The organism is Streptomyces thermospinosisporus (assembly GCF_039526425.1).
GTDB classification, from domain to species: domain Bacteria; phylum Actinomycetota; class Actinomycetes; order Streptomycetales; family Streptomycetaceae; genus Streptomyces; species Streptomyces thermocarboxydovorans.
On the sequence record NZ_BAAAIZ010000002.1, the window covers coordinates 113,079 to 136,429 of the forward strand.

18 protein-coding genes, 1 tRNA gene and 1 pseudogene are annotated in these 23,351 nt (G+C 71.6%); 9 read left to right on the top strand and 11 right to left on the bottom strand.

Features of this window, described 5'->3' with window-relative positions; all coding sequences use genetic code 11:
- Both ABD207_RS01065 and ABD207_RS01070 read left to right on the top strand, forming a co-directional pair.
- A partial coding sequence (locus ABD207_RS01065) for a sensor histidine kinase (RefSeq protein WP_344009185.1) occupies positions 1 to 701 on the top strand: 701 nt, incomplete at its 5' end.
- Between the two features lie 141 nt (positions 702 to 842).
- Positions 843 to 2,291 (top strand): cellulose binding domain-containing protein, encoded by a 1,449-nt coding sequence (locus ABD207_RS01070; protein WP_344009228.1) that lies wholly within the window; start codon positions 843 to 845, stop codon positions 2,289 to 2,291.
- A gap of 250 nt (positions 2,292 to 2,541) precedes the next feature.
- Here the strand turns inward: ABD207_RS01070 and ABD207_RS01075 are convergent, their stop codons facing one another.
- The 4 genes from ABD207_RS01075 to ABD207_RS01090 form a co-directional block, all read right to left on the bottom strand.
- Positions 2,542 to 3,981 carry a GH1 family beta-glucosidase gene (locus ABD207_RS01075; RefSeq protein WP_344009187.1) on the bottom strand — a complete coding sequence of 480 codons (1,440 nt, stop codon included), beginning with the start codon at positions 3,979 to 3,981 and terminating at the stop codon, positions 2,542 to 2,544.
- A 135-nt stretch (positions 3,982 to 4,116) separates the two neighbouring features.
- Positions 4,117 to 5,019, bottom strand: a complete 903-nt coding sequence (locus ABD207_RS01080; RefSeq protein WP_344009189.1) for a carbohydrate ABC transporter permease — start codon at positions 5,017 to 5,019, stop codon at positions 4,117 to 4,119.
- A gap of 12 nt (positions 5,020 to 5,031) precedes the next feature.
- Positions 5,032 to 6,054 (bottom strand): carbohydrate ABC transporter permease, encoded by a 1,023-nt coding sequence (locus ABD207_RS01085; protein WP_344009231.1) that lies wholly within the window; start codon positions 6,052 to 6,054, stop codon positions 5,032 to 5,034.
- A gap of 5 nt (positions 6,055 to 6,059) precedes the next feature.
- Positions 6,060 to 7,418 carry an ABC transporter substrate-binding protein gene (locus ABD207_RS01090; protein ID WP_344009191.1) on the bottom strand — a complete coding sequence of 453 codons (1,359 nt, stop codon included), beginning with the start codon at positions 7,416 to 7,418 and terminating at the stop codon, positions 6,060 to 6,062.
- A gap of 385 nt (positions 7,419 to 7,803) precedes the next feature.
- Here ABD207_RS01090 and ABD207_RS01095 point away from each other — a divergent pair, with 385 nt between their 5' ends.
- Positions 7,804 to 8,859 (top strand): LacI family DNA-binding transcriptional regulator, encoded by a 1,056-nt coding sequence (locus ABD207_RS01095; protein WP_344009193.1) that lies wholly within the window; start codon positions 7,804 to 7,806, stop codon positions 8,857 to 8,859.
- Positions 8,860 to 8,926: 67 nt separating this feature from the next.
- On the opposite strand, the gene ABD207_RS01100 is transcribed toward ABD207_RS01095, so the two are convergent.
- From ABD207_RS01100 to ABD207_RS01115, 4 genes are all read right to left on the bottom strand, one after another.
- A tRNA-His gene (locus ABD207_RS01100) sits at positions 8,927 to 8,999 on the bottom strand.
- A gap of 127 nt (positions 9,000 to 9,126) precedes the next feature.
- Positions 9,127 to 9,729, bottom strand: a complete 603-nt coding sequence (gene orn, locus ABD207_RS01105) for an oligoribonuclease (RefSeq protein WP_344009195.1) — start codon at positions 9,727 to 9,729, stop codon at positions 9,127 to 9,129.
- 141 nt (positions 9,730 to 9,870) lie between these two features.
- Positions 9,871 to 11,094, bottom strand: a complete 1,224-nt coding sequence (locus ABD207_RS01110) for a helix-turn-helix domain-containing protein (RefSeq protein ID WP_344009197.1) — start codon at positions 11,092 to 11,094, stop codon at positions 9,871 to 9,873.
- 376 nt (positions 11,095 to 11,470) lie between these two features.
- Positions 11,471 to 11,854 carry a hypothetical protein gene (locus ABD207_RS01115; RefSeq protein ID WP_344009199.1) on the bottom strand — a complete coding sequence of 128 codons (384 nt, stop codon included), beginning with the start codon at positions 11,852 to 11,854 and terminating at the stop codon, positions 11,471 to 11,473.
- A 349-nt stretch (positions 11,855 to 12,203) separates the two neighbouring features.
- Between ABD207_RS01115 and ABD207_RS01120 the strand changes: the two genes are divergently transcribed.
- On the top strand, positions 12,204 to 12,731 hold the full coding sequence (locus ABD207_RS01120; protein WP_260824312.1) for a universal stress protein: 528 nt from the start codon (positions 12,204 to 12,206) through the stop codon (positions 12,729 to 12,731).
- A 150-nt stretch (positions 12,732 to 12,881) separates the two neighbouring features.
- Entirely contained in the window at positions 12,882 to 13,439 is a 558-nt protein-coding gene (locus ABD207_RS01125) for a hypothetical protein (RefSeq protein WP_344009202.1), read from the top strand.
- 194 nt (positions 13,440 to 13,633) lie between these two features.
- Here the strand turns inward: ABD207_RS01125 and glmS are convergent, their stop codons facing one another.
- From glmS to ABD207_RS01140, 3 genes are all read right to left on the bottom strand, one after another.
- Complete coding sequence (gene glmS / locus ABD207_RS01130) at positions 13,634 to 15,451, bottom strand: glutamine--fructose-6-phosphate transaminase (isomerizing) (RefSeq protein ID WP_344009204.1); 1,818 nt, start codon at positions 15,449 to 15,451, stop codon at positions 13,634 to 13,636.
- Between the two features lie 12 nt (positions 15,452 to 15,463).
- Positions 15,464 to 15,721 (bottom strand): hypothetical protein, encoded by a 258-nt coding sequence (locus ABD207_RS01135; protein WP_167994051.1) that lies wholly within the window; start codon positions 15,719 to 15,721, stop codon positions 15,464 to 15,466.
- Positions 15,722 to 15,795: 74 nt separating this feature from the next.
- Positions 15,796 to 16,707 carry a DUF4429 domain-containing protein gene (locus ABD207_RS01140; RefSeq protein WP_344009206.1) on the bottom strand — a complete coding sequence of 304 codons (912 nt, stop codon included), beginning with the start codon at positions 16,705 to 16,707 and terminating at the stop codon, positions 15,796 to 15,798.
- An 80-nt stretch (positions 16,708 to 16,787) separates the two neighbouring features.
- Here ABD207_RS01140 and ABD207_RS01145 point away from each other — a divergent pair, with 80 nt between their 5' ends.
- The 4 genes and pseudogenes from ABD207_RS01145 to ABD207_RS01160 all read left to right on the top strand — a co-directional run.
- Positions 16,788 to 18,407, top strand: a complete 1,620-nt coding sequence (locus ABD207_RS01145) for a beta-N-acetylhexosaminidase (RefSeq protein ID WP_344009208.1) — start codon at positions 16,788 to 16,790, stop codon at positions 18,405 to 18,407.
- Positions 18,408 to 18,744: 337 nt separating this feature from the next.
- Positions 18,745 to 19,728: a hypothetical protein gene (locus ABD207_RS01150; protein ID WP_344009210.1), complete on the top strand. Its 984-nt coding sequence runs from the start codon at positions 18,745 to 18,747 to the stop codon at positions 19,726 to 19,728.
- Positions 19,729 to 19,786: 58 nt separating this feature from the next.
- Positions 19,787 to 21,619 (top strand): HSP90 family protein, encoded by a 1,833-nt coding sequence (locus tag ABD207_RS01155; protein ID WP_344009212.1) that lies wholly within the window; start codon positions 19,787 to 19,789, stop codon positions 21,617 to 21,619.
- 2 nt (positions 21,620 to 21,621) lie between these two features.
- Positions 21,622 to 23,351, top strand: a pseudogene (locus ABD207_RS01160) (hypothetical protein); the annotation flags it as partial.

The window sequence follows — 23,351 nt, forward strand, 5'->3', positions numbered from 1 at the left end:
CCGCGCTGCGGCTCAACGCCGCCTCGCTCGGCGACGGACCGGCCGCCGAGCAGACCCGGGCCGCGGTCGAGCAGCTGGAGCGGGAGGTCGACACCATCATCCGCACCGCCCGGGAGGCCAAACCGCAGACGGCCGCCGCGGGTCCCGGCGCCGGCTGCGACGCCGCCGAGGTGGTCCGCGAGCGGATGGCGTTCTGGTCCGCGCTCGCCGAGGACGAGGGCCGCAAGTGGCGGGTGGCCGGGGCGGACCGGCCGGTGCGCATCCCCGTGGCCCGCGCCGATCTGGCCGCCGCCCTCGACGCGCTGCTCGGCAATGTCTTCCGGCACACCCCGGAGGGCACCGCCTTCGCGGTCGATGTGCACAACGGCGAGGACGCGGTGATCGTGCTCGTCTCCGACGCGGGCCCCGGCATACCCGACCCCGAGGCGGCGATGGCCCGCGGCCGGGGCTCGGGCAGCGACGGCTCGACCGGGCTCGGCCTGGACATCGTGCGCCGGCTCGCGGAGTCGACCGGCGGCGACGTACGGATCGGCTCCTCGGTGCTCGGCGGGACCGAGGTGCGTGTGTGGATCCAGCTGGACGGACGCCAGCGGACACCGGGCCGGCGCGGCCACCGCGGGGCGGTGCGGCGCAGGCGGTCCGGAAGATCGCTCTCCCGCCGATTGGTCTCGACCTTTAACCGTCCCCGATCCCTTCCTTAAGCGCACCCTAAGATCCCCGACCGGCGGCCGGATCAGGTCATTTGTCCGAATCCGGCTCGCTAGCGTGCTGCCGCGCCCACCCCCTCGTCCACCGGGCGCATCGAATCTCCCCCCATGACCAGCAGCGAAGGCAGGCACGCGATGAGCACCCACCGGCGCAGGATCAGTGGCAGGAACAAGGCGATCGGAGCCGTGGTCGCCGCAGCCGTGGCCGGCGGTGGCGCGCTCGTGTTCACCAGCACCGCCTCGGCGGCCGGTGTCGGTGCCGTGTTCACGAAGACGAGCGAGTGGTCCACCGGCTACACCGCCCAGTACGTGGTGAAGAACGACAGCGGCGAGCCGGACACGGACTGGAGGCTGGAGTTCGAGCTGCCGGCCGGCAGCAAGCTCAGCTCGCTGTGGAACGGCGAGTGGAAGGTGAACGGGCAGCGCGTCACCGTCACCCCGCCCAAGTGGGACACCGACGGACTGGCCCCCGGCGAGTCCGTCACCGTCGGCTTCGTCGTCAACGGCACCGCGAACCCCACCGCTTGCCGGATCGACGGCGCCGGCTGCTCGTCGGACAGCGGCCCGGCCCCGGAGCCCAGCGGCCGTCCCACCGAGACCCCCGCCTCCACCCCGTCGCCGATGCCCACCGAGAAGCCGTCCGAGACCGAGAAGCCGGAGCCCACCGCGGACCCCGGCAACGGCACCAAGGCATCGGCGAGGTTCGCCCCCTACGTCGACACCTCCCTGCAGCCCGCCTTCGACCTGCTCGCCGCCGCCGAGGCGACCGGCGTCAAGCACTACAACCTCGCCTTCATCACCGACGGCGGCGGCTGCACCCCCAAGTGGGGCGGCACCGGCGACGTGGGCAGCAACCCGGTGGCCGGGCAGATCGGCGAGCTGCGCGCCAAGGGCGGCGACGTCCGGGTGTCCTTCGGCGGCGCGGCCGGCTCCGAACTCGGCACCACCTGCACCTCGGCGGACGCGCTCGCGGCGGCCTACGAGAAGGTCGTCGACGCCTACGAGCTCACCAAGGTCGACTTCGACGTCGAGGGCGGCGCGCTGCCCGACGCCGCGGCCAACACCCGCCGCGCCCAGGCGATCGCCAAGCTGCAGAAGGACCACCCCGGCCTGGACGTCTCCTTCACCCTGCCGGTGATGCCGCAGGGCCTGACCCAGGACGGCGTCAACCTGCTCGAGGACGCCAAGAAGAACGGCGTGCGGATCGACGCCGTCAACATCATGGCGATGGACTACGGCCCCGCCTTCAGCGACGACATGGGCACCTACGCCGAGCAGGCCGCCACCGCCACCCAGGCCCAGATCAAGGGCGTCCTCGGGCTGAGCGACGACGAGGCCTGGAAGAAGGTGGCCGTCACCCCGATGATCGGCGTGAACGACGTGGTCACCGAGGTCTTCAAGGTCGACGACGCCACCCAGCTGGTGAACTTCGCCAAGTCCAAGGGGCTCGGCTGGCTGTCGATGTGGTCCGGCACCCGCGACAAGGCCTGCCCCGGCGGCCCGAAGCCGTCCGCCGACGCCACCTGCAGCTCCATCAATCAGGAGCCGTTCGCCTTCAGCAAGGAGTTCGCGGCCTACCAGTGAGCCGCGGCGGCGACGCCTCGTGAGGGCGAAGACACCTCATGAGGAGGCGCGTCACTGAGACGCACGAGCCACTGAGGAAAAACAGGGAGCGCGACGCCCCGGCCGGTCACCCCCCAGCCCCGGCCGGGGCGTCCGCGCGCCCTGACCCGGCTTGGAGGCCAGGGGAGTCAGGCACCCACGGGGCGGGAAGCCGGGGCGCGGCACTCCCCTAGGGCGCCGCGCCCCGCCCCCCGTCCTGGTGCGGAGCGGGTCAGATCCGCTCCGGCTCGGGCAGGGCGCCCGACCTGGCCGCCCGGCCGTACCACAGGGCGCTGGACTTGGGCGTGCGCTCCAGGGACGCGTAGTCGACGTAGACCGCGCCGAAGCGCTTCTCGTAGCCGTACGACCACTCGAAGTTGTCCATCAGGGACCACAGGTAGTAGCCGCGCACATCGGCGCCGTCGGCGATGGCCCGGCGCACCTCGGTCAGGTGGCCATGCAGATAGGCGATGCGCTCCGGGTCGTGCACCCGGCCGTCGGCGTCGGGCTTGTCGTCGTAGGCCGCGCCGTTCTCGGTGATGTACAGCGGCAGGCCCGGCGCCTCCCGGGTGTAGCGCATGATCAGCTCGTACAGGCCGGTCGGGTCGACGGGCCAGCCCATCTCGGTGCGCTCGCCGGGCAGTTGGTGGAAGGCCACGTCGTCCGCGCCGGGCCACGGCGAGTGGTCGCTGGTCCCGTGGCCGTCCGCCCGCGGCACATCGGCGCCGGGATCGGCCGCCGAGACCACGGTGGGCGTGTAGTAGTTGAGGCCCAGCGCGTCCAGCGGCTGGTGGATCAGGTCCAGGTCGCCGTCCTGGAGGAAGGACCAGTCGGTGATCGCGGAGGTCGCCTCCAGCAGGGTCTCGGGGTAGGCGCCGTGCAGGATCGGGCCGTGGAAGATCCCGTTGGCCAGGTCGTCGATCCTGCGCACCGCCGCCAGGTCCGCCGCGCTGTCCGGTGAAAGGGGCCGCAGCGCCGAGGAGTTGAGGCTGATGGCGACCGCGTTGCGGGCCGGCATCACCGAGCGCAGGGCGGCTGCGCCCAGACCGTGCGCCAGGTTGAGGTGGTGGGCGGCCCGCAGCGAGGCCTGCTGGTCGGTGCGGCCGGGGGCGTGCACCCCGGAGGCGTAGCCCAGGAAGGCGCTGCACCAGGGCTCGTTGAGCGTGATCCACTGCTCCACCCGGTCGCCCAGGGCCTCGCCGACGAGCTGCGCGTAGTCGGCGAAGCGGTGGGCGGTGTCGCGCTCCGGCCAGCCGCCCGCGTCCTCCAGCTCCTGCGGCAGGTCCCAGTGGTAGAGGGTGACGGCCGGCTTGATGCCGTGCTCCAGCAGCTCGTCCACCAGCCGCCGGTAGAAGTCCAGGCCGCGCTGGACCGCCGGGCCCCGGCCGGTCGGCTGGACCCGGGACCAGGAGACGGAGAAGCGGTAGGCGGTCAGGCCCAGCTCCGCCATCAGCGCCACGTCCTCGCGGTAGCGGTGGTAGTGGTCGACGGCGATGTCACCGGTGTCGCCGCCGGCCGTCTTGCCCGGCGTGTGGCTGAAGGTGTCCCAGATGGACGGGGTCCGTCCGTCCTCCCGCACCGCCCCCTCGATCTGGTACGCGGAGGTCGCGGCGCCCCAGAGGAAGGAGTCGGGAAAGGTCGCCGGGGTCGCCGACGTGGCGGAGTCAGACATGGAAGCGCTCCCATAGATGGTCGTGGAAGACCGACAGAGAAGACCGACAGATAGGTGGAGGAGGGGGAAGGGCCGGGACGGCGGTGACCCGGCCCGGGACGCGTCGGGGCGGCGCAGGCCCGCGCGGCGCGGGCGTCAGCCCTTCACCGCGCCCTGCATGATGCCGCCCACGATCTGCTTGCCGAAGATCGCGAAGACCAGCAGCAGCGGCAGCGTGCCCAGCAGCGCACCGGCCATGATCAGGGACTGGTCCGGGGTGTAGCCGCGGCCCAGGCCCGCGACCGCGACCTGCACGGTCGGGTTGCCGCTCTGGGTCAGTACCAGGAACGGCCACAGGAAGTCGTTCCAGGCCTGCACGAACATCAGCATGCCCAGCACGGCCATGGCCGGCCGCGCCGCCGGGAACACCACGTGCCACACCACGCGCCAGCTGCTCGCGCCGTCGACCCGCGCCGCCTCGATGATCTCGTCCGGCAGTGCCTGGAGCAGGTACTGCCGCATGAAGAACACGCCGAACGCACTCACCAGCGACGGGAAGATGACCGCCTGCAGCTGGTCGGTCCAGTCCAGCTTGGCCACCATCATGTACAGCGGGATGACGCTCAGCTGCGGCGGCACCATCATCGTGCCGATCACGATCAGCATCATCGCGTTGCGGCCTCTGAAGCGCAGCTTGGCGAAGGCGAACCCGGCGATCGTGGACAGCACCACGATGGTCACCGCCGAGATGCCCGCCACGATCGTGGTGTTGAGGAACGCCTCCCCGAGGTTGGCGTCCTTCCAGGCGATCTCCAGGTTCTTGAAGAGATTGGAGCCGAACCAGAACGGCGGCGGCGTCTGCGCCAGGCGCTGGTTGTCCCGGGAGGCGGCGATCGCCGTCCACACCAGCGGGAACAGCGACCCGATCGTGAACACGACCAGGATCGCGTAGGCGACCGGGCCACCGTGCAGGGTGCCGCCGGCCCGCGCCGACTTCGGCAGGCGCGAGAGCTTCTGCTTCTCGGCGGGGGCGGCGGGGGGTGTGTCCGTCGTCGTCACGGCCGGAACTCCTTAACTACTGGCGCGCAGCCGGCGCGAGATGACGTAGTTGACGATGCCGATGACGATCAGGATCGCGAACATCGTCCAGGCGATCGCCGACGCACGGCCCAGGTGCTGGTTCACCCAGCCCTGCTCGTACAGGTACAGGCCCAGGGTCTGGAACTGGTGCTCCGCGCCGCCGGAGGCGCCCTTGTTGGCGTCGAACAGCAGCGGCTCGCCGAAGACCTGGCTGGCGCCGATGGTGGAGACGACCGCCGTGAACAGGATCGTCGGGCGCAGCGACGGCAGCGTCACATGCAGGAACTGCTGCCAGCGGTTGGCGCCGTCCAGCGCCGCCGACTCGTACAGGTCCTGCGGGATCGCCTGCATCGCGGCCAGGTAGATCAGCGCGTTGTAGCCGGTCCAGCGCCAGATGATGATGGTCGAGACGGCGATCTGCGAGGGCCACTTGTCGCCCTGCCAGTCCACGGCGTCGATGCCGATGAGGTCAAGACCCCAGTTGATCATGCCGTAGTCGCGGCCGAAGAGCAGCACGAAGACCAGGGACGCGGCGGCGATCGAGGTGGCGTACGGGGCCAGCATCACGACCCGGTAGAAGGTCGAGGCGCGCAGCTTGTAGTTGAGGATGTGCGCGATGCCCATGGCCATCATCAGCTGCGGGACGGTGGAGATGAGGCCGATGGTCAGGGTGTTCTGCGCCGCGTTCCAGAAGAAGTCGTCGTCGAAGATCCGGGTGTAGTTGCGCAGCCCCACCCAGTTCATCTCGGTGGGCGCGGTCAGCTCCACCTGGTGCAGCGAGGCCCAGCCCGTGTAGATCAGCGGGAACAGGCCGAAGGCGAGGAAGAGCAGGAAGAACGGGGAGACGAAGGCGTACGGGCTCCAGCGGACGTCCCGCTGCCAGCGGCGGGACTGCCTGGCCCGGCGGCGCTCGTCCTTGTCCACGGGGCCCTTGGTCCTCGTCGCGCCGGGTGGGCGGCCCGGGGCCGCGCCCCCCTTGGCGGGGGGCGCGGCGGTGTCGTGGCGGGTGGCCATGCGGGTCACTTGTCCAGGTTGTTGTCGATGGTCTTGGTGGCCGTCTCCCAGGCCTCCTCCGGCGACTTGCCCTTGGTGACCAGGATGACGCCGTTGTCCGCCAGGCCCTGTCCGATGATCTGGTCCTTCGGGCCGATGACCTGGAGCGGGATCTGCTTGGCCGCCTCGGCGAAGATCTTGCCGATGGGCGCGTCACCCGTCATGTCGTTCTTGGCGCCGGTGACCTCGGACATGGTGTAGGCGGGAGGCGAACTCGGGAAGCTGCCCTGCACGCTGAACAGCTTGGCCTGCTGCTCGGGCGCGGTCAGCCAGGCGGCGAGCTTCTTGGCCTCCTCGACGTTCTTGCCGTTCTTCGGCACGGTCAGGAAGGAGCCGCCCCAGTTGCCGGACTTGGGCGCCAGGGCCACGTCCCACTTGCCGGCCGCGTCCGGCTTCGACTTGCCCTTGATGTAGCCGAGCATCCACGGCGGGCAGGAGATCGCGGCGAACTTGCTGTTGGCGATCGTCTGGTCCCAGGACGGCTGGAACTGCGTCTGGGCGCCGACGAGTCCCTTCTCGGCGGCCTCGGCGGTCAGATCGAAGGCCCGCTTCACGGCGGGGTTGGTCTTGTAGATGATCTCGCCGGAGGAGTCGTAGAAGCGCTCCTTCTCGCTGCTGAGGATCGCGCTGATCAGACCGCCGGGGGAGTCCATGAAGGTGGTGCCCTTGGGGGCCTTCTTCTGGTAGTCCTCACCGACCTCGATCAGCTTGGCCCAGTCGCCCTCCCAGAGCTTGCCGACCTCCTCGCGGTCCGTGGGCAGGCCGGCCTTCTCGAACAGGTCCTTGCGGTAGCAGATCGCCATCGGGCCGATGTCGGTGCCGAGGCCGATGGTCCGGCCGTCCTTGGTGGTGGCCTGCTGCCACTTCCAGTCCAGCCAGTCGCTCTTCTTCACGCCCGGCGCCTTGGACAGGTCCTCGAGCTTGCCGGCCTGGGTGTTCACGATCTCGGTGATGTTGCCGACCTCGACGGCCTGGATGTCCTGCAGACCGCTGTTGGTGGTGAGGTGGTTCAGCAGCGCCGGGTAGTAGTTCTCGTTCCGCTCGACGACATTCTCGGCGATCTTGATGTGCGGGTTGAGCTTCTCGTACTCGTCGTAGAGGCCGGCCTCCTTGTAGCCGAAGGCGCCGAACAGACCCAGGGTGATCGTGGTCTTGCCCTCGCCGCCGGACGAGGAGCCGGAGCCGTCGTCACCACCGTCGTCGGCACAGCCGGCCAGCAGCCCCGTGCCCATCGACACCACGGCCGCGACGGCCAGCGCCTTGCGCGCGAAGGGCTTCCCCCGTTTCGAGCGCGATCGAGAGTGGGGGAGGGTACGTGCTCGCATTGCGGTCCTCCTGTTGCCCTGACGTGCCGACCCCCCGGCCAACGGCATGGTCGGGCCCGTAGTGTGCTCGCTGCGGCTCGGGCGGGGAACGTGCGGGATGTGTATGTGTCAGGTACTGTGGGAGCGCTCCCACAAGTGATGTGTTGAAGAGTCGCGGCTCCGGCCGGGGGTGTCAAGGGAGCAGACGGAGCGAATTGCGTTCAGTTATCGGGCTGTTAACCGGACCGGGGGAAGTGGCCCGAAGGCGCCGGGGACCGGTGGCCGCGGCGGCCGTCCGGCCACGGCGGTGTGCAGGGCTGTTACCCACGGCGGTGTGCAGGGCTGTTACCGGTGTCCGGGGCTGTTACATTCCAGCCGGTGACCTACGACGGAAGGCGGGGCTTCGATGGCAGGCCACGGAGCGCGGGGCCGCAGCGGCGGTCGGCCCACCCTCGAAGAGGTGGCGGCGCGCGCCGGCGTCGGCCGCGGCACGGTCTCCCGCGTGATCAACGGCTCGCCCCGGGTCAGCGAGGCCACCCGTGCCGCCGTGGAGGCCGCCGTCGCCGAACTCGGCTACGTCCCCAACACCGCGGCCCGCGCCCTGGCCGCCAACCGCACCGACGCGATCGCCCTCGTGGTGCCGGAGCCGGAGACCCGGTTCTTCGCCGAGCCGTACTTCTCCGACATGCTGCGCGGCGTCGGCGCGGCGCTGGCCGACACCGAGATGCAGCTGCTGCTGACCTTCGCCAGCAGCGACCGCAAGCGGCAGCGGCTCGCCCAGTACCTGGCCGCCCACCGGGTGGACGGGGTGCTGCTGGTCTCCGTGCACGCCGACGATCCGCTGCCCGACATGCTCGCCCAGCTGGACATCCCGGCGGTGATCAGCGGCCCGAGGTCCGCCGAGGAGACGCTCACCTCGGTCGACTCCGACAACTACGGCGGTGCCCGGCAGGCGGTGGAGCATCTGCTCGCCCGCGGCCGGCGCCGCATCGCCCACATCACCGGCCGCCTGGACGTCTACGGTGCCCAGCGCCGTATCGACGGCTACCGCGACGCGCTGCGCGAGGCGGGCCACGAGGTGGACGAACTCCTCGTCGAGCCGGGCGACTTCACCGAGGAGGGCGGCCGCCGCGCGATGGCCGCGCTGCTCGAACGCCGGCCGGACCTGGATGCGGTCTTCGCCGCCTCCGACGTGACCGCGGCCGGCGCCCGGCACGCCCTGCGCGAGGCGGGCCGCCGCATCCCCGGTGACGTGGCGCTGGTCGGCTACGACGACTCGGCCATCGCCCGCCACATGGACCCGCAGCTGACCAGCGTGCGCCAGCCCATAGAGGAGATGGGCCGCAGCATGATCGACCTGCTGCTCGCCGAGATAGCCGACCGCCGCCCGGCGGTCTCCCGCGCCCTCGAGCGCCGCCACGTGGTGCTGCCGACGGAGCTGGTGGAGCGGTCGTCGTCCTGAGCGCCGGAGGCCCCGGACAACGCCGAGGGGCTGACCCGTTTTCACAGGTCAGCCCCTCGGCATTCAGGGTGAGTGACGGGACTTGAACCCGCGACATCCTGGACCACAACCAGGTGCTCTACCAGCTGAGCTACACCCACCACGACCGGTGCTGGGAAGAAGTCGCTCTCCCTGACCGGCCGAGAAAAAGTGTACAGGGTCCGAAGGGGTGCTCGCGCACGACTTGTGCGGCGCCCCCTCCAGGCCCCCCGTTTGCCCCCGTTCTGCCTACTGAGCAGGCAGGACGTACTTGGCGGCGATCTTCTTCGCGGTGTCGGAATCGGGCCCCGGCTGCGGCACGAAGATGGCCTCGCGGTAGTAGCGCAGCTCCGCGATGGACTCGCGGATGTCGGCGAGGGCGCGGTGGTTGCCGTTCTTCTCGGGGCTGTTGAAGTAGGCCCGCGGGTACCAGCGGCGCGCCAGCTCCTTGATCGACGAGACGTCGACGATGCGGTAGTGGAGGTAGTCCTCCAGGGTGGGCATGTCGCGCAGGAGGAACCCGCGGTCGGTACCGACCGAGTTTCCGCACAGCGGGGCCTTGCCCGGCTCCTTGACGTGCTCCTTCACATACGCGAGGACCTGCTGCTCGGCGTCCTCGAGTGTCGTGCCGCCCTCCAGCTCGGCGAGCAGCCCGGACGCGGTGTGCATCTGACGCACCACCTCCGGCATCGTCTCCAGTGCCCGCTCCGGCGGACGGATGACGATGTCCACGCCCTCCCCGAGCACGTTCAGCTCGGAGTCGGTGACGAGGGCGGCCACCTCGATGAGCGCGTCGTCCGACAGCGAGAGGCCGGTCATCTCGCAGTCGATCCACACCATGCGATCGTTCATGTGTCTCACCCTACGGCGCACCGCGGCGCAGGAGGTGTGGCGGTCGTCGCTCTTGTGCCCGCCGCGGGCGGTGGAGGCATGGGGACGGGCCGGGGGCCTCAAGGCCCCCGGCCCGTTGCATCGCTCATCGTGGCGGCCGGCTCACGGTGCGCCGCGCTGGCCCGGGACGCTGCCCGCGGCCGTCAGGCCCAGCGCGGCGCTCGCCGGGCGCCGGGACTGGTGCGGGACCTGGCCCTCCGGGTGCAGCGACGCCTGCGGCCGGGCCGGAGGCTGCTGCGGTTCCGGAGCGGCCGGGCCGCCCTGCGCGGTCTGCGCACCGCCGCCGGCGTCCTGGTTCCGCTCGCCCTGCGGGCGCCGCGCACGGTAGGCGGCCCGGTAGGCGGCCGGGGAGGAGCCCAGCTGCCGCCGGAAGTGCCCGCGCAGCGCCACCGGTGAGCGGAAGCCGCAGCGGCCGGCGACCTCGTCCACCGAGTAGTCCGACGTCTCAAGCAGCCGCTGCGCCTGCAGCACCCGCTGGGTGATCAGCCACTGCAGCGGCGCACTGCCGGTCAGCGAGCGGAAGCGGCGGTCGAACGTACGACGGCTCATGTACGCACGGGCCGCCAGCGTCTCCACGTCGAACTGCTCGTGGAGGTGCTCCAGCGCCCAGGCGACGACCTCGGCGAGCGGGTCGGCGCCGATCTCCTCCGGTAAAGAGCGGTCCAGGTAGCGTTCCTGGCCTCCGCTCCGGCGCGGCGGCACCACCAGACGGCGGGCGAGCGCTCCGGCCGCCTCGTTGCCGTGGTCGGTGCGCACGATGTGCAGACACAGGTCGATCCCGGCGGCCGTGCCCGCGGAGGTGAGCACGTCGCCGTCGTCCACGAAGAGTTCGCGGGGATCGACGTGCACCGACGGATAGCGTTTCGCCAGCGTCGGTGCGTACATCCAGTGGGTCGTCGCCGGACGGCCGTCCAGCAGTCCCGCCGCCGCGAGGACGAAGGCGCCGGTGCACAGCCCGACGATGCGGGCGCCCTCCTCGTGGGCGCGGCGCAGCGCCTCCAGCGCCTCCTCCGGTGGCGGTGAGGTGATCGAGCGCCAGGCCGGTACGACGACCGTGCCCGCGCGGGAGATCGCTTCCAGACCGTGTGGCGCGGTGAGTTCCAGGCCCCCTGTGGTCCGCAGCGGGCCTTCCTCGCCGCCGCACACCAGCAGTCGGTAGCGCGGCACGCCGGCGTCCTGGCGGTCAACCCCGAACACCGACAAAGGTATGGAACTCTCGAAAATGGGGCCGCCGCCGAACAGCAGCACCGCGACGATCTCCTTGCGGCGGCGCCCGGCGAGTTTCCGGGCCGCGGTTTCCGGCGCGGCAGTGGAGTCGTGGCTCATGCTGCTAAGCCCCCCTCGGTGGTCGCGGCTCCTCGGTCGTGTCGCTCCTGCACGTTTCCCCTCGGTTTTGCACGAGTCCCCCGCCGTAACAGTCAAGATCGAATCTACTGTGTCCGGTCGCGCCCGGGTGGCCAGTTCGGCACCCGGCTCATTGTCGACTTGGCAACTTGGCGTGAAGCATTCGATCACGAAGCGTTGCACTAGGGGAGGGCGCAGGGAAGTGCGCCTCGTCGCAGTGGCCAAACCCCGTAGGGTGTGCAGACCCCGTGCGACCCTTTCCGTGCAGGTCGGATGCGGGTTACCGGGTGGTCGGGGGCGGTGATGCACAGGAACCAGAAGTTGGCTGAAAACATGCGGCCCGGTGCATGGAAACCGGTCAGCCGACCGGTGTATCTCCGCCGCGCCGCCCGCTTCGGTGGGTGCCACCCCGGCTACGGAGGGCGGCCGTTGACGGCCGGCGGCGCCGGTCGCGCCGCGGCGCACCGGCCTCCGGCGACATCTGCGGCGGCGGTGTTCCGGCGGGCGCGGCGCCCGCCGGACCGCCCTCGAGCGGCCGGGCGGCGGCCTGCGCGGAGCGGTGGATCAAGGCGTGACAGGCGCCGGTGACGGCGGCGAGGCCCAGGGCAACGCCGGTGGCGCCGGCCAGGGAGGAGCCGCACCACAGCAGGACGACGGGGACGAGCAGACAGCTGAACGCCGCCCAGCGGACCACGTCGGTGATCGCGCGGTCCGCCTCCGGGGCTGGACCGGGTCCGGGCATGGCGTGCTCCCTGTGGCGTGGCTCACGAAGTTCAACGCGCGGCGCTGCTCTCGGTCACTGCACCGTCCCCGCGTTTCCCGGTGCGACAACCGGGAAAGCAGCGGGACGAGCCCGGAGAGCAGAGGAATGTTGAATCCTGTGCAAACCGCCTGTACAACGCAGCAACCGTTGCGTTACGGGCACCGGCTCGTGCATGCTCCGGGAAACCCGCTGCCAGCGTGTACGGGATCTGGGCTTAGGAGGCGTGCCGCCGTACCCTTGGGGGTATGGGGTTGGGAAGACCATTCCCGGACACAGCTCCGCCGCACACTGTCGTCCCCCATAAAAGGATCACAACGCCGAGACAGCCATGGCCGGTCACGAATTCTTCGAACCAGCGGACCGCAAGCGGCCGGTCGCCGACCCGACGGCGGCCGATCCTCTGGCGGCGGAACAGCCACGCCATTCCTGTGATCCCGCCTTCCGGCATGGAGTGGTCGTCGGCTTCGACGGCTCCACCTCCAGCGAGCGGGCCCTCGCCTATGCGATCGGCATGGCGCGGCGCTCCGGCTCCGGACTGATCATCGTCCATGTCGCCAACCGGCTGCCGACCACGGTGTGGGCCGGCTGCGAGCCGCCGGTCTTCGTGGACGTCCCGGATCACCGCACCGAGGTGCTGGGCCTGGAGCTGGCCTGTGCCGACTACCTCGCCGAGGTGCCCTGGATCCTGGTCGAGCGCGGCGGTGACATCTGTCACGAACTGGAAGAGGTCGGCCGGGAGTACGAGGCCGACGCGATCGTGGTGGGCTCCACGCACGGCATCGTGGGCCGGATCTTCGGCTCGGTGGCCGGCCGGCTCGCCAAGCGGGCGCAGCGGCCCGTCGTTGTGATTCCGTAACTGCTCGTTGTCCCAGGCGAGATGAGATCTGGGAACCCGTCAGCCCCTTCCGCGGATGTGTGAACCTACTCACGCGTAGAGGTGTTTGTGCCCTTGTGAAGGGCATATATCGCTCACCGCACAACTGCACATGCACGAAGGGAGCCCGCCGTGGACAACGACGTCTCCGCGGGAAGCGGAATCACCACCGTGGTCGGCCGACTCGCCCTGGGCATCACCCTGCTGGCCTTCGGCCTGGGGACCACCGAGGTCATCAACGGCGTGACCGCGGCCGATGCCGGATCCATCGCCCAGTACGTGGGCGGTGTCGCACTGTTCCTCGTGGGGCTGTTCGCCTTCCGCGACCGTGACTCGGTCTCCGGAACGGCGTACACGGTCCTCGGCGCCCTGTGGTTCACCTGGGCGGTCGCCGAGCCGGCGTCCGCCAACGCCACGGGCCTGTTCCTGCTGCTGTTCGCGCTGGTGGCGCTGACCCTCACCGCGGCACCGGGCGACCAACTCGCCAAGGGCACCTACGGGTTGTTCCTGGTCGCGCTGGTCCTGATGGCGGTCGCCTCGTTCGCCGGCAACGACGGCCTGGCGAAGGTGGGCGGCTGGTTCGCCGTCGCGGCGGGGGCGGTCGCCTGGTACGCGGCGACGGCCGCGTACGCGCACTGGCCGACGGTGCTTCCGCGGCGCGCGGGCCGGGGAGTGACGGCCACCGGCTAGCCGTGTGACATCCCGTCGGCGGCCGGGAGTTGGGCGGCTCCCGGCGAACGAGAACGGACCCCGGTGTGTGGGTGGCACACCTGGGGTCCGTTCGGACGTCTGAGCGGGTCCTGCCCGGCCGTCGGCGCCGGGTCCTCGGTCGGGTTGCCCGACCGTCACCGGTCAGGCCCTGCTCGACCGTCGCCGGCCGGGTCCTACTCCACCGTCACCGACTTGGCGAGGTTGCGGGGCTTGTCGATGTCCCGGCCCAGGGCCAGGGCCGTGTGGTAGGCGAGGAGCTGGAGCGGGATGCCCATCAGGATGGGGTCGAGCTCGTCCTCGTTCTTCGGCACCACGATCGTGTGGTCGGCCTTGGACTCCTCCTGGTGCGCCACTGCGAGGATCTGGCCGCTGCGGGCCTTGATCTCCTCCATCGCGGCGCGGTTCTTCTCCAGCAGGTCGTCGTCCGGGACGATGGCGACCGTCGGCAGGGCCGGCTCGATCAGGGCCAGCGGGCCGTGCTTGAGCTCGGAGGCGGGGTAGGCCTCGGCGTGGATGTACGAGACCTCCTTGAGCTTCAGGGACGCCTCGCGGGCCACCGGGTAGCCGCGGACCCGGCCGATGAAGAGCATCGAGCGGGCCTCGGCGTACTTCAGCGCAAGCTGCTTGATCTCCTCCTCCTGCTTGAGCATCTCCGCGATCTGCTCCGGAAGCTTGCGCAGGCCCTCGATGATCCGCTTGCCGTCGCGGACCGAGAGGTCGCGGGTGCGGCCGAGGTGCAGGGCGAGCAGGGCGAAGGCGACGCAGGTGTTGGTGAAGCACTTGGTGGAGACCACGCAGACCTCCGGGCCGGCGTGGACGTAGATGCCGCCGTCCGCCTCGCGGGCGATCGCGGAGCCCACCACATTGACCACGCCGAGGACCCGGGCGCCCTTGCGCTTCAGCTCCTGCACCGCCGCCAGCACGTCGTAGGTCTCACCGGACTGGGAGACGGCGACGTAGAGGGTGTCGGGGTCCACGACCGCGTTGCGGTAGCGGAACTCCGAGGCCGGCTCGGCGTCGGCGGGGATGCGGGCCAGCTCCTCGATCATCTGGGCGCCGATCATGCCCGCGTGGTACGAGGTGCCGCAGCCCAGGATCTTCACCCGGCGGATCCGGCGGGCCTCGCGGGCGTCCAGGTTGAGGCCGCCGAGGTGCACGGTGGAGAAGCGGTCGTCGATCCGGCCGCGCAGCACCCGGTCCACGGCGTCGGCCTGCTCGTGGATCTCCTTGTGCATGTAGGTGTCGTGGCCGCCCATGTCGTAGGAGGCGGCCTCCCACTCCACGGTGGTGGGCTCGGCCGTGGTGCGGGTGCCCTCGGTGGTGTAGGTGCGGAAGTCGTCCGCCTTGAGGGTGGCCATCTCGCCGTCGTCCAGGGTGACGATCTGGCGGGTGTGGGCGACCAGCGCGGCGATGTCCGAGGCTACGAACATCTCCTTCTCGCCGATGCCGAGCACCACCGGGGAGCCGTTGCGGGCCACCACGATGCGGTCCGGGAAGTCGGCGTGCACCACGGCGATGCCGTAGGTGCCCTCGATGAGGCGCACGGTCTCGCGGACCTTGTCCTCCAGCTTCTGAGCCTGCGAGCGGGCGATGAGGTGGACGATCACCTCGGTGTCCGTCTCGGAGAGGAACTCCACGCCGTCCGCCTCCAGCTTGCGGCGCAGGTCGGCGGCGTTGTCGATGATGCCGTTGTGGACGACGGCGACCTTGCCCTCGGCGTCCAGGTGGGGGTGGGCGTTGACGTCGGAGGGGGCGCCGTGGGTGGCCCAGCGGGTGTGGGCGATGCCCACCGTGCCCTTGAAGCGGGCGGGGACCTTGGCCTCCAGGTCGCGCACCCGGCCCTTGGCCTTGACCATCTTCAGGCCGGCTGTCTTCGGGGACGTCACGACGATGCCCGCCGAGTCGTAGCCCCGGTACTCCAGGCGCTGCAGTCCCTCGAGCAGCAGGGGAGCGACCTCACGCCTGCCGATGTATCCGACGATTCCGCACATATGGGTGTGTTCCTAGCCGTAGACGATGCGCCGCAGCTGCCGGAGCGAGAGCTCCGGCGGGGCCACCGCGCGATATCTGAGGTCCGCCGAGATCCGTTCGAAGATCGCCGCGTTCACCAGGCCCTGGGCCTGGAGCTCGCGGTGGCGGCGACGGACGTACTCCTCGGTCGTCTCGTCGAAGTAGGCGAGCACGTCCTGGATCACCCGCAGCGCCTCGCCCCGGCTGAGGGGCGTGGACCGCGTCAGATGATCAACAAGTTCGTCGTGCACTCGATGATCCTGGAGTACCGGGGACTCTGACGCAAGAATTCTGCCCGATATCGGGCAGGACTGTGGCGGTCCTGCTACATACGCCTCAGGATCGCCTGCTTGGCCAGGGAGAACTCCTCGTCGGTGAGCACCCCGGAACGGTGCAGTTCGCCCAGCTCGCGCAGGCGGCGGAGCAGGGCGTCATGATCGTCCTCGGCCCGGGCGGGAGCGGGAGCCGGGGGCGGGTCGGCGGCAGCCGGCGCGGAGGCGTCCGGTGCCTTGTGGAGGCTGTGGGCCGGGCCGGCCGCCTTCGGGTGGGGCAGGCGGGCCTGGACGGCGGCGGCGACCAGCGCCATCAGCGGGTCCTTCTTGAAGCCCCACAGCTCCACCGCGTTCGGGTCGTACTTCGCGGGCGCCTTGGTCGCGGCGCCCCGCACATGGAACCGCAGATGGCCGTTCTCCAGACCGGCGGCCGGCTGCCAGTCCACGGAGGCGATGTCCTGAAGCGCCAGGGTGCGGGTGCCCGCGGCGGCCTTGGCGTCCTCCGTCTTCCAGTTCCACTCCAGGCGGACCCGCTCCCCGTCGAAGCTCACCGTGCCGTCCCCGGCGGAGACGGACAGCGGGACGGCGGGACCCGGCAGCAGACAGGAGTCCACCGGGCCGGAGGGGACCTCGTCCAGCAGCAGGGCGTTGCGCACCTCGTCCACGAAGTACTCGGCGACGCCGTACCGGTCGGAGTCCACCACCAGCTGGTACGGGTCGTGCGGCTCGGTCAGCCGTCCGCCGGTCGCCAGCAGCAGCGGGTCGGCGCCGTCGCGCAGCCGCAGCCTGAGCCGCCCCGACTTCTTGCCGTGCTCGAACGAGATCCCCGCCAACGCGCCCAGCGGCACCACCAGTTCGCCCAGGGTCCTGCGCAGCAGACCGACGCTCTTGTCCCGTCCGGGGGTCAGCCGGAGTGCATCGCCGTCGAAGGTCCAGGTGCCGTCCCTCTGGATGATTTCCGCCATGGTCTGGATTGTTCCACCTCACTCGCGAGAGGGTGGTCCAGACCTCTTTGAGCGCAACTGCGCACGGAAGGGACACGGTTGTGAGAGAACGCTGTGTACGACCGCACCACAGAACGTTCCGCCTTCTCGGTTCCCTGCTGCTCGCCACGGCCCTCGGCGTCTCCGTCACCGGGGCCGCCCCCGCGGCGGCAGAGAACCGGACCCCCGCCCCCGTCCCGCTCGATCGCGTCGTCCCGGCCCCCGCCTCGGTGCAGCCGGGCGGCTCCCCCTACCGCATCACCCGCAGCACCCACATCCGCACCGACGGCTCACGCGAGGCCCGCTCCGTCGGGCAGTACCTCGCCGACGTCCTGCGGCCCTCCACCGGCTACCGGCTCCCGGTCACCACCCACGGCCATGGCGGCATCCAGCTCCGCCTGGGCAAGGGCCCCTTCGGCGACGAGGGGTACCGCCTGCGCAGCGGGCGCTCCGGCGTCACCATCACCGCCGCGCGGCCCGCCGGGCTCTTCCACGGCGTGCAGACGCTCCGTCAGCTGCTGCCCTCCGCCGTGGAGAAGGACACCGTGCAGCCCGGCCCCTGGCTGGTCGCCGGCGGCACCATCGAGGACCGCCCGCGCTTCCGCTGGCGCGGCGCCATGCTGGACGTCTCCCGGCACTTCTTCTCCGTCGCCGAGGTCAAGCGCTACATCGACCGGATCGCCCTCTACAAGCTCAACAAGCTGCACCTGCACCTCAGCGACGACCAGGGCTGGCGCATCGCCATCGACTCCTGGCCGCGCCTGGCCACCTACGGCGGCTCCACCGAGGTCGGCGGCGGCCCCGGGGGCTCCTACACCAAGGCCGACTACAAGGAGATCGTCCGCTACGCCGCCTCCCGCCACCTGGAGGTCGTGCCCGAGATCGACATGCCGGGCCACACCAACGCCGCCCTCGCCTCCTACGCCCCGCTCAACTGCGACGGCGTGGCACCGCCCCTGTACACCGGCACCGCGGTCGGCTTCAGCTCGCTGTGCACCGGCAAGGAGATCACCTACGACTTCGTCGAGGACGTGATCCGCGAGGTGGCCGCGCTCACCCCCGGCCGCTATCTGCACATCGGCGGCGACGAGGCGCACGCCACCCCGCACGACGAGTACGTGACGTTCATGGACCGCGTGCAGCCGGTCGTGGCCAAGTACGGCAAGACCGTCATCGGCTGGCACCAGCTCACCGGCGCCGACCCGGCGCCCGGCGCGCTCGTGCAGTACTGGGGCCTGGACCGCACCAGCGACGCGGAGAAGGAACGCGTGGCCGCCGCCGCGCGCAACGGCACCGGGCTGATCCTCTCGCCCGCCGACCGGGTCTACCTCGACATGAAGTACGACAGGAACACCCCGCTCGGCCTGTCCTGGGCCGGCTATGTCGAGGTGCAGCGGTCCTACGACTGGGACCCGGGCGCCTATCTGCCCGGCGCCCCCGCCTCCGCGATCCGCGGCGTGGAGGCGCCGCTGTGGACGGAGACGCTGGAGAACTCCGGGCACCTGGAGTTCATGGCCTTCCCGAGGCTGCCCGGCGTCGCCGAGCTCGGCTGGTCACCGGCCGCAACGCATGACTGGGCGGACTACCGCGAGCGGCTGGCCGCCCAGGCTCCGCGCTGGGAGGCCCTCGGCATCGGCTACTACCGGTCGCCGCAGGTGCCCTGGCCGGACACCACCGGCTGAACCACCGCCGGACGGCCGCCCGTCCGCGACGAGCCGCGCGGCTCCGGTGCACCCGGGCCGCGGGGCTTCCGCGGGCCGAGAGCTGTGGGGCTTCCGCGGGCAGAGTGCCGTGGGGCTTCCGCGGACCGGGTGCTGTGAGGCTTCCGCGGACCGGTGCTGTGCGGTCCTGGAGCCGTGAAGCTCCGCGGTCCTGGAGCCGTGAAGCTCCGGGGCGGAGAGCCGTGAAGCTCCGGGGCGGAGAGCCGTGAAGCTCTGGGGAAAACCCTGTGGATGCGATGTCGGTGTGCGCCCTTATGCTGCACCGCAATGATCACGCGGAACCAGGGGAGGGCGCGGCATGTTCGGCAGTCTGTTCGGCAGGGGCGGGGAGAATCCGGACGGCGATCCGTACGCTCTGCCCGCTCCGCGCCGTCGCAAGAACGGCGTGTACGAACTGATCGCGCTCGGCGACACGCGGGTGCTCGCCCTGATCGAGGCCGCCGAGGCGGGCGACTGGGAGGCCGTCAAGGCGGCCCTCGCCCCCTTCGACCCGGGCCGCGACCACGCCGTCCTCGGGGAGTTGGCCACCCTGGACGGCGTGCAGGACTGGATCGTCCGGGCCGCCGAGGAGGACAAGGAGCACCGGGCGACCGCCCTGCTGATATCCGGGGCCCGGCACATCCGCTGGGGCTGGGAGGCCCGCACCGCCGAACGCGCCGTGAACGTCACCCGGGAGCAGTGGCAGATCTTCTACGAGCGGCTCCGCATCGCCGAGGACCATCTGCTGGAAGCGGCAGAGCTGCGCCCGGAGTGGATCACGCCGTGGCGCCATCTCCTCACCTCCGCGCGCGGCATGTCGCTCGGCAACCCGGTCGCGGAGACCCGGCGCGACGCCGCCCTGCGCCGCGACCCGCTGGACCTGGCGAGCCACTGCGAATGGCTCTCCCAGCTCCAGCCCCGCTGGGGCGGTGAGCCGGGGCAGGCCCTGCAGTACGCCCGCGAGACCTACGCCGCCGCACCCGACGGCCACCGGCTCGGCTGCATCCTCGCCATGGCGTACATCGAGGAGTGGGTGGAGTCCGACGACAAGGACGTGCTGCAGCAGCCCAGGATCCGCGCCGAGCTGAGGCAGGCGGCGGAGCGCAGCATCCTGCACCACGCCTATGAGCGCCGGCTCGGCTGGCAGGGCGACTACAACATGTTCGCCATGGCCCTCTCCCTGGCCGGCAGCAGCACCGCCTCCCATGTCTTCCGCGAGCTGGACGGCGCGTACACCGAGTGGCCGTGGACGTACATGGCGGCGCCGCAGAGGGCCTACGCACGGTTCCGCAAGGCCTTCTGAGCCGCCTGCTCCCCGACACACCCACCGCCGACGCCTGACCCTGACCCCCGGACTGCCGATGACCCTGTCCCAGAACGCCGCCGACCGCACCTTCCAGGTCGACCTGCGCGGCCTCGTCGACCTGCTCTCCCACCACCTCTACTCCAGCCCCCGCGTCTACCTGCGCGAACTGATGCAGAACGCGGTGGACGCGCTCACCGCCCGGCACGCCCTCGAACCGGACGCCCCCGCGGGCACGTTCGGCATCCGGCTGTACGCCGACGGCTCGGTGGTGCGCGTCGAGGACGACGGCGTCGGACTCACCGAGGCCGATGTGCACACCTTCCTCGCCACCATCGGCCGCAGCAGCAAGCGCGCCGAGCGGATCGCCGAGCAGCGCGCCGACTTCATCGGCCAGTTCGGCATCGGCCTGCTGTCCTGCTTCCTGGTCGCCGACGAGATCCATGTCGTCAGCCGCTCCGCCCGCACCCCGGACGCCCCGGCCGTCGAATGGCGGGGCCGCGGCGACGGCTCGTACAGCGTGCGCACCCTGCCCGCCTCCGCACGCCCCCGCCCCGGGACGACGGTCACGCTGACCCCGCGCGCGGACGCCGCCGAGTGGACCCGCCCCGCCCAGGTCCACGCGCTGGCCCGGCACTTCGGGTCGCTGCTGCGCCACCCGGTCACCTTCGACGACGGCTCCGGCGGCCCGGCGGCCCCGGTGAACCCCGAGCCCGCGCCCTGGTCGCGCAGCTACCCCACGCCCGGCGCCCGGTCCCGCGCGCTCTCCGCTTACGGCGAGGAGGTCTTCGGCTTCACCCCGCTGGACACCATCGAGCTGGACCTGCCGGCCGTCGGCCTGAAGGGCATCGCCTGTGTGCTGCCCGAGGCCGTACCGGCCGGGCGCCGCCACGGGCACCGGGTGCACCTCAAGGGCATGCTGCTGTCCGAGCAGGCCGAGGAGATCCTGCCCGACTGGGCGTTCTTCGTCCGCTGCGTCGTCGACGCCGAAAGCCTGCGCCCGACCGCGTCGCGCGAGTCCCTGTACGAGGACGACACCCTGGCCGCCGTCCGTGACGCGCTCGCCGAGCGGCTGCGCGCCTGGATCGCCCGGGCCGCCGCCAGCGACCCCGACCTGCTCGGCCGCTTCCTCCAGGCACACCACCTGGCGGTGAAGTCGCTCGCCGTGCACGACGACGAGATCCTGCGGATGCTGCTGCCCTGGCTGCCGTTCGAGACCACCGACGGGCACTGCACCCTCGACGAGTTCGCGCGCACCCACCGCACCGTGCTGGTCACCTCCACCGTGGAGGAGTTCCGGCAGATCGCCGCGATCGCCTCGGCCGCCGGCCTGGGCGTCGTCAACGGCGGCTACACCTACGACCGGGACCTGGTGCACCGGCTGCCCGAGGTCCGGCCCGAGGTCAGCGTCGCCGACCTCGACCCCGCGACCCTCACCGCCCACCTCGACCCGGTCGACCGGGAGACCGAGCTGGCCGCCGCGCCCTACCTCGCCCAGGCGCGGGAGGCGCTCGCCGTCTTCGACTGCGACGTGGCGCTGCGCAGCTTCCAGCCCGCCTCCGCCCCCGCCCTGCTCATGGACAGCCGCGAGGCCCGCCACGAGCGCACCCGCTCCCAGCTGGCCCGCGAGCAGGAGGGCGGCGTATGGGGCGACATCCTCGGCGCCCTGCGCCAGGAGGTCCCGCGCGCCCAGCTCATCCTCAACCAGCTCAACCCGCTGGTCCGCACCGCCCTCACCATCGACGAACCCGAGCTGGCCCGCACCAGCGCCGAAGCCCTCTACGGCCAGGCCGCGATGCTCTCCCGCCGCCCGCTCAGGCCCGCCGAGTCGAGCCTGATCAACCGTTCCTTCCTCGACCTTCTCGCCCACGCCCTGCGCAAGGACAGCTGACCATGCCGACCCCACCCCAGACCATCGACGAGCTGTACCAGGCGCTGAGCGAGAACGACCAGCGCCCCTACGGCCGCACCCGTACCGTCACCGCCGAGGAACTCGTCGACGCCGCCGAGCAGTTCGGCGAGCCCCGGCCGCTCATCCTCGCCCTCCTGGAACTCCACGAGGCGTACACCTACGGCGCCGAGCCGAGGAAGTCGCCGGTCGTCTTCGCCCGCCTGCTCACCCTCTTCGACGAGCAGCCCGGCCTCTTCGACGACCGGCTGCGGCACTCGCTGTTCTGGCGCTTCAAGTGGGTGGCCAATGCCCTGATGCAGGTGCCCGAGATACCGCTGGCCAGCCTGCGCCAGTGGCTCAAGGAGATGCGCGACCGCTACGAGAAGGCGGGTCTCGGCCTCCAGCCCTACTACGGGCAGGCGTACCAGCTCGCCGCCCACGTCGGCGAGGACACCGACCTCGCCTACGAGCTGTGGGCGAGCCGCACCCGCACCCGGCTCAGCGACTGCGAGGCCTGCGAGACCTGCACCCGCGCCCGGTACCACCTCGCCGCCGGCGACGACGAGCGGGCGCTGGCCACCTTCGCGCCCGTCCTCGCCGGCAAGGAGTCATGCCAGGAGGAGCCCGCCCGCTCCATCTCGTACGCGCTGCTGCCGCTGCTGCGCACCGGCCGCACCGACGAGGCCCGCACCCTGCACCTGGCCGGCTATCGCGCCTGCCGGCGCAACCCCTCCATGGCCGGGGAGGTCGGCCGGCACCTGGAGTTCTGCGCCCTCACCGGCAACGAGGCGCGCGGTCTGGAGCTGCTCGCCGAGAACCGGACCATGTTCGAGGAGGTCGACTCGCCGCTGGAGCAGCTCGACTTCCTCACCGGGGTGGAGGTCCTGCTGCAGCGCGTGGAGTCCCTCGGTCACGGCGATCTGCCCGCCGCCGGATACGCGGGCCGCGCCTGGACGGTGGCCTCCCTGCGCGCCGAGATCCACGGCCGCGCCGACGACCTCGCCGCCCGCTTCGACGCCCGTAACGGCACCAGCGCCCACACCGACCGCCGCGCCGCGCGCCTCGAGCGGGCCCCGCTGGTGGACGGGCTGGAGCTGACCCTGCGCAGCCGCACCCTGGACGACGTGACCCCGGCCGCACCGGTCACCCCGGCCGCCGCCCCCGCCCCGTCCGCCGATGTGCCCGAGTCGCTCCCCGAACTCGTCGCCCGCGCCCGGGAACTGGAGGAGCAGGGCCACCCGGACGCCCGCGCCTGCTGGGCCCGGCTGCGCACGCTGGTCGACGACCCCGGCTACCGGCACCCCGAGGACCCGGCCGTGGGGCCGCTCGCGCGCCTGCGCGCGGACCTGCTGGCCGAGGAGGGCAACCGGGCCGGCGAGAAGGAGGACTTCGCCACCGCCACCTCCCTGCTGGAGCAGGCCGCGGACCTCTACACCGAGGCCGGCCAGCCGGGCCGGGCGGCCGTCGCCCGCGCCCGCACCCTGCTCGCGGCCGCCGAGATGCCGCCGGGGGAGGGCGCCGGGAAGGAGGCGGAGGCGGGAGGCCCCGGCGAGGGATCCGCCGAGGGGTCCGCTGTGGGGTCGGCCGGGGGATCCGGCGAGGGGTTGGCTGCGGGGTCCGCTGTGGGGTCGGCCGGGGGATCCGGCGAGGGGGCCGCTGCGGGAGCCGGCGCGGGGTCGGCCGGGGGATCCGGCGAGGGGTTGGCTGCGGGGTCCGCTGTGGGGTCGGCCGG

Excerpts from the sequence above, each read along its gene's own strand:
- ABD207_RS01070 (WP_344009228.1), top strand. The coding sequence starts at position 843 with ATGAGCACCCACCGGCGCAGGATCAGTGGCAGGAACAAGGCGATCGGA.
- ABD207_RS01075 (WP_344009187.1), bottom strand. The coding sequence starts at position 3,981 with ATGTCTGACTCCGCCACGTCGGCGACCCCGGCGACCTTTCCCGACTCC.
- ABD207_RS01085 (WP_344009231.1), bottom strand. The coding sequence starts at position 6,054 with ATGGCCACCCGCCACGACACCGCCGCGCCCCCCGCCAAGGGGGGCGCG.
- ABD207_RS01090 (WP_344009191.1), bottom strand. The coding sequence starts at position 7,418 with ATGCGAGCACGTACCCTCCCCCACTCTCGATCGCGCTCGAAACGGGGG.
- ABD207_RS01095 (WP_344009193.1), top strand. The coding sequence starts at position 7,804 with ATGGCAGGCCACGGAGCGCGGGGCCGCAGCGGCGGTCGGCCCACCCTC.
- orn (WP_344009195.1), bottom strand. The coding sequence starts at position 9,729 with ATGAACGATCGCATGGTGTGGATCGACTGCGAGATGACCGGCCTCTCG.
- ABD207_RS01110 (WP_344009197.1), bottom strand. The coding sequence starts at position 11,094 with ATGAGCCACGACTCCACTGCCGCGCCGGAAACCGCGGCCCGGAAACTC.
- ABD207_RS01115 (WP_344009199.1), bottom strand. The coding sequence starts at position 11,854 with ATGCCCGGACCCGGTCCAGCCCCGGAGGCGGACCGCGCGATCACCGAC.
- ABD207_RS01120 (WP_260824312.1), top strand. The coding sequence starts at position 12,204 with ATGGCCGGTCACGAATTCTTCGAACCAGCGGACCGCAAGCGGCCGGTC.
- glmS (WP_344009204.1), bottom strand. The coding sequence starts at position 15,451 with ATGTGCGGAATCGTCGGATACATCGGCAGGCGTGAGGTCGCTCCCCTG.
- ABD207_RS01140 (WP_344009206.1), bottom strand. The coding sequence starts at position 16,707 with ATGGCGGAAATCATCCAGAGGGACGGCACCTGGACCTTCGACGGCGAT.
- ABD207_RS01150 (WP_344009210.1), top strand. The coding sequence starts at position 18,745 with ATGTTCGGCAGTCTGTTCGGCAGGGGCGGGGAGAATCCGGACGGCGAT.
- ABD207_RS01155 (WP_344009212.1), top strand. The coding sequence starts at position 19,787 with ATGACCCTGTCCCAGAACGCCGCCGACCGCACCTTCCAGGTCGACCTG.